Annotated in this window: 1 protein-coding gene; it reads right to left on the minus strand. The window is 38.8% G+C overall.

Features of this window, described 5'->3' with window-relative positions; all coding sequences use genetic code 11:
- On the minus strand, positions 1 to 375 hold a 375-nt coding region (locus AC2JF9_RS09990), incomplete at its 3' end, for a DUF2935 domain-containing protein (RefSeq protein WP_500727460.1).
- Between the last annotated feature and the right edge of the window lie 32 nt (positions 376 to 407).

Raw genomic sequence — 407 nt, forward strand, 5'->3', positions numbered from 1 at the left:
GAAAATGGGCGGCTTCTCTCCTTTTTCAAGAAAGCCGATGATATTTAAGTATTCCTCCAATTCGTTCACCATATGGTTAATGAAGGTGGGCGACATATTTATTTTTATGCCGCCAGTCAGATGCCTTCTGATCAAAAATAATTTGAATTCCCGAAACCTAAGTGTCAGTTCTTTCACATTTTGTGTGAAAGGCACTATTTGATTTTCCGGAACATTTGGCAGCCCATTCAACAATGAATCATAATTTTGCTTAAAATACTGTGCCTTTTGGATATCTTGGGCTTCAACAGTTGCAAGCGAGTCTAAAATAAATCTTGAATGGTCCCCCAAAACCTGAAGCCAAAAACCATGTTCAAACAAGGCATCCTCTTTCATTAAATCCCTCCCCTTTTCACTCTTTATGAGCG

The organism is Lactobacillus sp. C449L, from assembly GCF_059900815.1.